Annotated in this window: 16 protein-coding genes; all 16 read right to left on the bottom strand. The window is 53.7% G+C overall.

What is annotated here, in order from left to right; all coding sequences use genetic code 11:
• Positions 1-85: 85 nt before the first annotated feature.
• On the bottom strand, positions 86-1,210 hold the full coding sequence (locus N9C89_RS15895) for a tyrosine-type recombinase/integrase (protein ID WP_263955017.1): 1,125 nt from the start codon (positions 1,208-1,210) through the stop codon (positions 86-88).
• Between the two features lie 144 nt (positions 1,211-1,354).
• Complete coding sequence (locus tag N9C89_RS15890; protein WP_263955016.1) at positions 1,355-1,726, bottom strand: hypothetical protein; 372 nt, start codon at positions 1,724-1,726, stop codon at positions 1,355-1,357.
• Positions 1,719-1,970: a hypothetical protein gene (locus N9C89_RS15885; protein ID WP_263955015.1), complete on the bottom strand. Its 252-nt coding sequence runs from the start codon at positions 1,968-1,970 to the stop codon at positions 1,719-1,721. Before N9C89_RS15885 ends, N9C89_RS15890 begins: the two co-directional genes overlap by 8 nt.
• Positions 1,967-2,371, bottom strand: a complete 405-nt coding sequence (locus N9C89_RS15880) for a hypothetical protein (RefSeq protein WP_263955014.1) — start codon at positions 2,369-2,371, stop codon at positions 1,967-1,969. The genes N9C89_RS15885 and N9C89_RS15880 overlap by 4 nt, the downstream gene beginning before the upstream one ends.
• Positions 2,368-2,754, bottom strand: a complete 387-nt coding sequence (locus N9C89_RS15875; RefSeq protein ID WP_263955013.1) for a hypothetical protein — start codon at positions 2,752-2,754, stop codon at positions 2,368-2,370. Before N9C89_RS15875 ends, N9C89_RS15880 begins: the two co-directional genes overlap by 4 nt.
• Positions 2,751-2,966: a Lar family restriction alleviation protein gene (locus N9C89_RS15870; protein ID WP_263955012.1), complete on the bottom strand. Its 216-nt coding sequence runs from the start codon at positions 2,964-2,966 to the stop codon at positions 2,751-2,753. The genes N9C89_RS15875 and N9C89_RS15870 overlap by 4 nt, the downstream gene beginning before the upstream one ends.
• Entirely contained in the window at positions 2,959-3,240 is a 282-nt protein-coding gene (locus N9C89_RS15865) for a hypothetical protein (RefSeq protein WP_263955011.1), read from the bottom strand. Before N9C89_RS15865 ends, N9C89_RS15870 begins: the two co-directional genes overlap by 8 nt.
• Positions 3,230-3,559: a DUF550 domain-containing protein gene (locus N9C89_RS15860; protein ID WP_263955010.1), complete on the bottom strand. Its 330-nt coding sequence runs from the start codon at positions 3,557-3,559 to the stop codon at positions 3,230-3,232. Before N9C89_RS15860 ends, N9C89_RS15865 begins: the two co-directional genes overlap by 11 nt.
• Positions 3,560-3,626: 67 nt before the next feature.
• A complete protein-coding gene (locus N9C89_RS15855) occupies positions 3,627-3,851 on the bottom strand; it encodes a hypothetical protein (RefSeq protein WP_263955009.1) in 225 nt (74 codons plus the stop codon).
• A 37-nt stretch (positions 3,852-3,888) separates the two neighbouring features.
• Positions 3,889-4,581: a hypothetical protein gene (locus N9C89_RS15850; protein WP_263955008.1), complete on the bottom strand. Its 693-nt coding sequence runs from the start codon at positions 4,579-4,581 to the stop codon at positions 3,889-3,891.
• A gap of 29 nt (positions 4,582-4,610) precedes the next feature.
• Positions 4,611-5,102, bottom strand: a complete 492-nt coding sequence (locus N9C89_RS15845) for a hypothetical protein (RefSeq protein WP_263955007.1) — start codon at positions 5,100-5,102, stop codon at positions 4,611-4,613.
• Positions 5,103-5,360: 258 nt separating this feature from the next.
• Positions 5,361-5,681: a Lar family restriction alleviation protein gene (locus N9C89_RS15840; protein WP_263955006.1), complete on the bottom strand. Its 321-nt coding sequence runs from the start codon at positions 5,679-5,681 to the stop codon at positions 5,361-5,363.
• Positions 5,674-5,862, bottom strand: coding sequence for a hypothetical protein (locus N9C89_RS15835; protein ID WP_263955005.1), 189 nt, complete (start codon positions 5,860-5,862; stop codon positions 5,674-5,676). The genes N9C89_RS15840 and N9C89_RS15835 overlap by 8 nt, the downstream gene beginning before the upstream one ends.
• A complete protein-coding gene (locus N9C89_RS15830; protein ID WP_263955004.1) occupies positions 5,859-6,287 on the bottom strand; it encodes a hypothetical protein in 429 nt (142 codons plus the stop codon). The genes N9C89_RS15835 and N9C89_RS15830 overlap by 4 nt, the downstream gene beginning before the upstream one ends.
• A 3-nt stretch (positions 6,288-6,290) precedes the next feature.
• Positions 6,291-6,680, bottom strand: a complete 390-nt coding sequence (locus tag N9C89_RS15825) for an HNH endonuclease (RefSeq protein ID WP_263955003.1) — start codon at positions 6,678-6,680, stop codon at positions 6,291-6,293.
• A complete protein-coding gene (locus N9C89_RS15820) occupies positions 6,680-7,618 on the bottom strand; it encodes a hypothetical protein (protein WP_263955002.1) in 939 nt (312 codons plus the stop codon). The genes N9C89_RS15825 and N9C89_RS15820 overlap by 1 nt, the downstream gene beginning before the upstream one ends.
• Positions 7,619-7,652 lie beyond the last annotated feature (34 nt).

The following is a 7,652-nucleotide window of genomic DNA, read 5'->3' as shown; positions in this document are numbered from 1 at the left end:
CTGCCCTCCGAAGGCAGAGGTCACAGGTTCGAATCCTGTCGGGTGCGCCAATAATTACAATGGTTTACGCGAATAATTAGGGCGATCAATTTTCGCCGCGCCCACGTTTCGCCCACGATACGCGCTTGTCGATTGCATCAACAACGCTGCTTTGACAGTGCGGAGAATGGTGCCAGTACGTTGATTCTATTGTTTGAATAGACGTTGAGAAGAAAGAGGCTGCGTCTTCTTTGCTCGCGCCGGATTGCATCGCCCAAGTAATCGCCGTGTGCTTTAGGGTGTGGGGTGTAACGCCGGTGAAATCCATGCCTAGTTTGTGGTCGTCTGAGTACGCTTGCGCCAGCTCGATAGCCCTAGCCCAACCCTTGCGAACCTCTTTGACGCGCAAGCCGGTGTGGTCCTCACAAACGAAGCGGGAGCCAAGGCGTTTCCATCGCTTGACGTGCGCCAGTAAGCGCTCTGGGCATCGAGCGACCGAGCGGCGTTTCTTGGTCGCGCTTTCTCCTGTTCCCATGCGGTAAATGATACCGCGTTCGGTGTCGATCCAACCCGCGTGTGCGCTCGGCTGGTCTATGGAAAGGTTTAGAGCTGCTGCTTTACGTGTCCCTGTGTATAGGCTGACGATAATAAACCGTTGAAGCTGCTGCCGCCCATCAATCCGAAGCTGGCGGCAAACCCACAAAAGCAACGCGGCCTGGCTTCTCGTTAGCCATACCTCTTTCGCTCGTGGTTTGTCAGGAAGCGTTACGATGGGTGCGCCTAGCAGATAGCCTTCACGCGCACAATAATTCAGGGCTGCTTGCAGGGTTCCTAGCTCGCGCCGGATGGTGCCGTTCGATTTGTCTCTAAACGCGGCATATCGGCGGCACGTTGGCCCTTTGATCTCGCTGGCGTGTAAATCCCCCCAAAACGCATCCAGAGCGTCCAGCGCGTAGCCAATCCGCGCAGGATCGGCAACGTGTGGCGCGTGTTCTTCTGCGTATATGGCGAGAATATGGCCAATCTTTATTTCGCTTGCCGGTACTGGACCACTTGGGCGGAATTTTTGGCTGATATATTCCGCGAGGATTGTTTCAGCTTCCGCGCGGCTGCTTGTGCCGGTCGAGATTTCAACTCTCTTGCCGTTCTCTGTGTCGAGGATAACGTAGGTTGTCTTCCGGCCCTTGCGTTTTCTGGCAAGCAATCTTGCGCCTTTGGGGTCACGCGGCATACTTCCACCAGCCTTTCAATTTCATCTTCTCGGATTTTGGACGTGCGACCGCATTTAATAACGAGTCCGTTATCCGTTGCAATCTTCATCAAAGCGTCTTTAGGGAAGCCCAATTTCCGAGACAGATCATCAAATGACCACAAGTTAATCATCGCTTCCCTCCTGAATAGACTTTCTTAGCTCCGCAATTTCTTCCTTCGCTTCGGTCAGCTTGTCCCGAAGATCGGCGTTCACCCTGCGAATGTCGGCGAGTCCTTTTTTGATTTTGTCTTCATCTGATACTCGCAACCTCTTCACTTTGACCGTTTCAATTGGGCAAAGGAGGCCGGAACGGAAAGAGGTGTATTTGCGCGGCGCGTTCTCTGGAGCGTGTAGCACCCACAACGCAAGCCGAAAGCCAAGCCAGTAAAGAATCTGCTTCTTTCGATAGTACCGATAGCGCGGAGGGGCGGTGAAGGCGTCATAGTAAACCGCGACACGCGCCGGTGCATTTTTCTTGTCTCGCCTCTTAAACATCATCCTGCTCCTCAATCACCTCGCGGGACTTCGTGGGCTTGTCTATGAGGTCCAACGGGCTAGGTTCGAATGCTCCATGATACCCTTCTTTTGAGAAACAACACGGCTGACCCTGAATAGTGGCCCAAATGTGGTAGCGGTACGTTGAAACACCGACCATAATATCCGAAACCTCCCGACCATCGCGGGTTTGCCATTCGTGGCCCTCTGGTGCGTCATTTGGGTGTGTGAATTTATCGGTCATTGGGTGTCTCCTGCTGCTGGGCGATTGACGCGGCGGTATCCGAGATATTCCAAACCTTCGGGCGGGTCGGTCAGGAAGTGAGGAGTTCCCTTGTCGTCCTTCCAATAGGTGCCTTCTGACGCCTTTTCGTAGACGCAAACACGTCCTTTCCATCGCGTTTTTCGTCCGCCCTTGCGCCACATGACATAGCCAAGCCAGAAGGGGTGTCGCTCGCTTATGGGCTGTCGCTCCGAAATAGACCCGCCTTTATTCAGGAGTGCGGGGCCAAACAAATCGCTATCTTCAAACGTGTAACGCTTGCCCTTTACGCGAATTGCAAATGGTCCTTCGCCCCATCCGTCCGAGAAGAATGGCCGGCCATTAATTACGCCCTTGATTGCTTTGTGTCCAAATTCGCTCATTCCGATTTCTCCTGCGTTTCACGGTGGGCGGCGAGGGCTTTTCGGGCGGCAATAACCTCTGTGATTTTCTCCGCATCCCAAAATCCACCGTCACGGCTTTCAAATTCCTCGACTATCCAGTTCACGCTACCTTCCAGCGCTTCGACGAGCTGCTTTATGGTGGCGTCCTTGGCTTCAAATCGAGCCGCGTAATACTTCGCTTGGCTGTCGAAAATATCGCCATCCACGTACTTATGAAAATCGCGGTCGCGTTCTTCGTCACCCTCCCAACGCGCGACTGTCGCGGCTTCTGAAAGGACCGCGTAGGCCGAACCATTGTGATTGTCCTCAAGTTCGCCCATGAATATTTCGCGGGGCCAAGGGTTTGCTCGCTCTTCGGTCATGCTTCACTCTCCTGCGTTTCACGGTGGGCGGCGTCTTTGGCTTCGGCGTCGGCGCGGGTGTTCCAGTCGGCTCCGCTGTCGTCGTAGGCAGGGTGTGGCCCATACGCTCCGCAGTTGTTGCAGAACATTTGACCTTTACTCGACTGCACAATCCCCTCTGGCGAGGCGTTCGTTGAACCGCAAAATGGGCAGGGCTTTAGGGCTTCACTCATGGGTTGGCTCCTCTGCTGGCACGATGTCAAACTCCAAGGCACTCAAGTCCACACGCCCAAACAGGGCGCGGTTTTCTAGGGCGTGGAGATTATAGCTTTGGGTTGAGGTGATCTGACCTTCGGCGTCTATACCTACCAAGTGCGCAGCTCTTCCAACGACACTAAGAACCACCCAAGCAACAGTTTTGTGCGTGTTCTTGGACTTGTATACGTTCCCCTCCTCGACGGGGATTGGTCCTTGAGGTTTACGGCCTTCTGGGAAGTTAAATTGCATCACTTTTCTCCTCATTACGCACATGCTCGACAGACCCGTCTTCATTCGGCTCCTGCCATTTGCGCTTTATGTTGATGACCAGTTTATCCTCAGCCTCTTGCAGTAGGTCAGTTGCGGAAAAGCCTGCACGACGAGCAGCATCCAGTAACAGCAGGAAAGCATCCGCCCATTCTGACCCGTCAGCCGGTGCTAGGCGTATCTCACCAATCTCTTTTTCAAGATGGTTGAGTGGGCCGGTGTAGTCGCGCTCATTGTCAGCACCAAAGGTTGCTTGGCTCCACTCTGCATGTCGGGCGGCTAGGCGTTCAAATCTTTCCATCACTCTCTCCTCTGGCTTTTTGCAGGGCTGCGGGGCGGCTGTTCTTGCGGGGCATGGGATTCTCCGTTTAGGTGGGCGTTTCGATTTCGCGGATGATTTGCGTAAGACTGTCTCGGAAAACTAAGCTATCTCCTGCGCCCTTATTGCGGGTCAACGGAGACAGCATTTTCGCGTCGCCGCACACAATCCGACAGTGAACCCACGGGGTTTCGACGGATACTATTTTCGCCACGAACTTTCCCTTTCGGCTGTGGGAAATTTCGTAGGTTTTCCCTACTTCAAAGTCAGGCATGGGGTTCTCCGTTCTTGACTTGTGCATATCTCTCTCCTTAATCCGTGGGGCGGGGGCTATGGGCGTCGATGTTTATGCGCTCAACCGTGAAGGTGTAGGCGACTACCCACGGGTTTTCGGCCCATCCATAGCCGCGCTTGGCGTTCAGGCTGTCCCAGAGGGTGCGAAAACTCTTTACTGGGGGGAGCCACCAGCCATCTTCGCTTTGGGTTTGATAATTTAGGTATCCGGTGCAGCAAGGGTCTATGCCGCTGTAGGGTTCAATCCCTTCGGCTTCTGCATCGCTCTCGCTTATGTCCTGCAAGCGCTGTACGCGCACGTCAGTAACGGTGAGCGTAAGGCGTGAGGCCCAACGGGGCATAAACATTGATGGACGGTTGCGGCCATATACCTGCGAGTGTTCCCATCCCCATTTTTGCTCGGCACCGTCTGCCATGTATTTCAGGCATTCTTCCCCGCTTAAATCGCGCGGCGGTAGGTCGTCATAAGCTGGTCCGACCTTCCAAGCTTCACGCACCCAGAGGCGGTCGCCAACGGCGTATTTGACCCCGCTAATTGGGCTTTGATGACCACCTTCGCTGTCCATCACAATTGGCTCGCCGTCAGGAAAATAACCAACTTGGTCAAGATCACCGATTTGCGGCTTAAGCACCCGCCGTGTTTGGGTCTTTCTCCCGTCGAGTAGAGCGCGAACCATTTCGCCGCTGAATAAGATCGGTTTGTCTGTCATTTGCTTGTCCTTAATCCGTGGGGCGGGGGCTATGCGGGAGCGCCCTCTAGTCGCTTAAAACAAGCGACCAGAGCGACAAATGCATTCTGGGAACCAGCGAGAGACCAAGCGGTGACATCTGCTCCCTCGGGATCAATCAGAGTTATGGAATTTCCCTGGATTACGTCCTCAAAGAAAGCAGCAGCGTCATCTCGTTGGAAGGTAAAGGCCATATGGCTTTGGTTCCAATCAGCGTCTGGTAAGGTCCAGTCTGTCTTGCCGATATTGAATTTGGCGTCGTACACTTCGTCATACCAGAGGTCGTACTCAGTGTTAAAAAATGCAAACATCTGCATCTCACCATCATCCCAAATAGTGAAGTCTAGGATGTGCCCAGCATTGTTTTGGCTGGTCATGGAACATGCATCCCTATTTGTGAAATTCTGGAAAGCAACATCCCAGGCTTTATGAGAGCTCAGGGTGTGTGATTCAGCAGCAGCTTGGGAGGCACAGAAGAGAATAGCTAAGAGAATGCGTTTCATGATTTTCTCCTTATTTGGTTCGCCAGACTCGGTAGGAACCGTCAGTCTGTTTACGTGTGGTGAATTTCTTTTCTGCTTTGCGCCCGTAGGCATAAGCAGCATGAAACACCCGAGGGGTGCTCCTCCCATCTACGAGACGAGCTGAAGGGCTATCCGCGGGGACAAGAAAGGACTCTCCGATCTCCATCTGAGCAAAGGGGTACTTTGCGTTTGGTCGATCCAAGGGAGGTAGCGGTATGTCTTTATCTACAGCGAAGTTCATGAGGTCTCCTTACGTCGCTGGTCTATGGCATCAGCCACAGATTTTCCTCCGAAGCACATAGTTGCCGCCTCCTCGAACGCCGCTTTGCGCACTTCGGCGACAGAGCGGGTGTTCCAGAGGTTGCGTAGGTCTTCATAGAACAGAGGGCAGTCATTCCCGTTGCTGTAATATTTCTCAGGGGATTTTCCGCCGCACTTGCTGCATTTAACGGCGCAGTAGTACCCCATGCCTTCAACGCAAGGTTCACGGTGAATGTGGGCTTTCCCTTCACAGAACGGGCAGGGCAGTAGCTTGGGCGGTTTGCTTAGGTCAGTCATTTTCTAATTCTTTTTCTTCGAGTTGCCGCATTTCTTCTTGATGCTGTTGTTCGTCCAATTCTGCGAGTTCATCTGAGCGGCGGGTGGCGCATTCCATGCAGGTGGTCGGTATCCCTTCAACATGGCAAGGCATGTATGTCGGGCCTCCACATTCATCGCAGGGCAATCCAAGGTCAGTCATTTGTCAAAGCCTTCCATCCAGTACAGATAGTGGCCCTGCTTGGTGCGCCTGGACTCTACTTCTCCGCTGATCCGTAACGCGCGGAGGTAGTCAACAATCCGGTCAGTCGGGAAATCAACCTCTTGGCAGATTTGACGCGCAAACATCGGGCCAGACTTTTTAAGGGCTTCTTTAATCTTTGCCTTTCTGGCCGCAGAGATTTGGTTGCGGGTCATTGGTGGAACCTCGTCCAGCTTGTTTGAAACGCGCTTGCGTGAAAGAGATTCCGTTTGGCTCCGCTGCGCAGCTCGCATCCGCTCAACCATTCGTATCTCTAAGGATCGAGCGTCTTTTGCGGACATGCCTTTTGCGAGCTTCGCGTGGACGGGGTGCTTGCGTCCGAAATCCTCTTCGGGGCGCTTGCGCATGATTATCCGGCCTTCCATTCTCTAAATCTCCTCTCCGGTGTTCCGGTCAACAACGCCACCGCCAATTTTCTTCTTGAAGCGGGTGTTGCGTGATCCGGCGATGGGGTTCTTGGCTTCGCGCAATCCGAGATGCTTCTTCCGGACTCGTGCGTTCTTGGCTTTCTGCGCCACGTCCCGCGCGGTTTTCTTCTTGTGTTCGGATTTTAGGGCAGGGGCGAGATTGCTTTCGCGGTTCTCGCCGCCCAGAGACAGAGCCAGAACGTGTTCCAGCTCCCACTTGTCTGCGGCTGTGATCTTGCGACCGGATAGGTAACAGCGCCCTCCGTGTGCCTCGAACACGCGAAGTTTCACGCGAGGAGGCACAGGAGTATCAGGCGTCTTGCCTATCCATTCTGGGACGGATCGCGACATTACTCTGCCGCTTCGCTTTCAGGGACAGGCCACTCCATAAGCGATTTGTATTTTTCTGGAGCGTGTTTTTTCAGGAGGGCCAAATGGCCTCCCTTGTGGAACTTTAGAATCTCGTCCTTGGCTTCTGGGGAGCTGGTTAGATCGGCCTCAACCGCGCCAAAAGCCCATTCGATTTCATCTTCGCTTATCGGCTTGTCTTCTGCCTTCTCTTCTTCGGCCTCCGGCTCGTCCGCCTCGTTGACAACCGGCGCATCTGCCTTCTCTTCCTCTTTGGCTTCGCCTTCGTCGCCAATCGTTTCCGCCTCTTCGACGTTTTTCGCTGCCTTTTTCAAGGTTGGCTCGATGTGGAATGAATCGTCTGGGGTTACGTCTTTCATCCCCCCGTCGATCTCGATTGTGGACGGGATGCCAACCATAACTTCGGGACAATACAGGCGGATCAACGATGTTGCTGACCGATAAGACAGCATTTGCTTGGGCATAGATTCGTATTTTGTGTTCTTGGTCCAGCCTTCGGCCTTGGCCATTGCCATCGAGGCGGTTGCCTCAACACGCTTTCCGGTGCTGGCCATGATACCATATGCGGTTACAACGAGGTCGTCGCCTTCGCCTTCGTACTCCCATGCGATAGGGTTCTCGAAGACTTGGTGCTGGTTCGCCTTTGAAATCATATAGCTTGCAGACCAGCCAGGTTTCCCGCCAACGAAATAGATGTTTTGCGCGACCGTAAGCGGGTCTTCGTTCAATCGGTGCGCCATATTCATAACAAGCGCACCATTGGCGGCGGCTTCGTCTGGCTTACCTTTCCGCAAGTGTTCTGGGAACAGGGGAGAAAGCGCGAGCAACTTCCCAACACGGAAGATGTGGTTGAAGGCTTCGGGGTCCATCAATGGCGATGGGCGTTGAACTCGCGTGAGGCTGTTTTTTGAATTAGACACAGTGTTTCCTTTGATCTTTTAGAGATTGATGGGG

Origin of the sequence: Halocynthiibacter sp. SDUM655004 (assembly GCF_026015885.1) — a bacterium.
In the GTDB taxonomy this organism is placed as follows: Bacteria; Pseudomonadota; Alphaproteobacteria; order Rhodobacterales; family Rhodobacteraceae; genus Falsihalocynthiibacter; species Falsihalocynthiibacter halioticoli.
The sequence above is the reverse complement of the archived record's forward strand: the minus strand, read 5'-3'. Positions and strand labels throughout refer to the sequence as shown.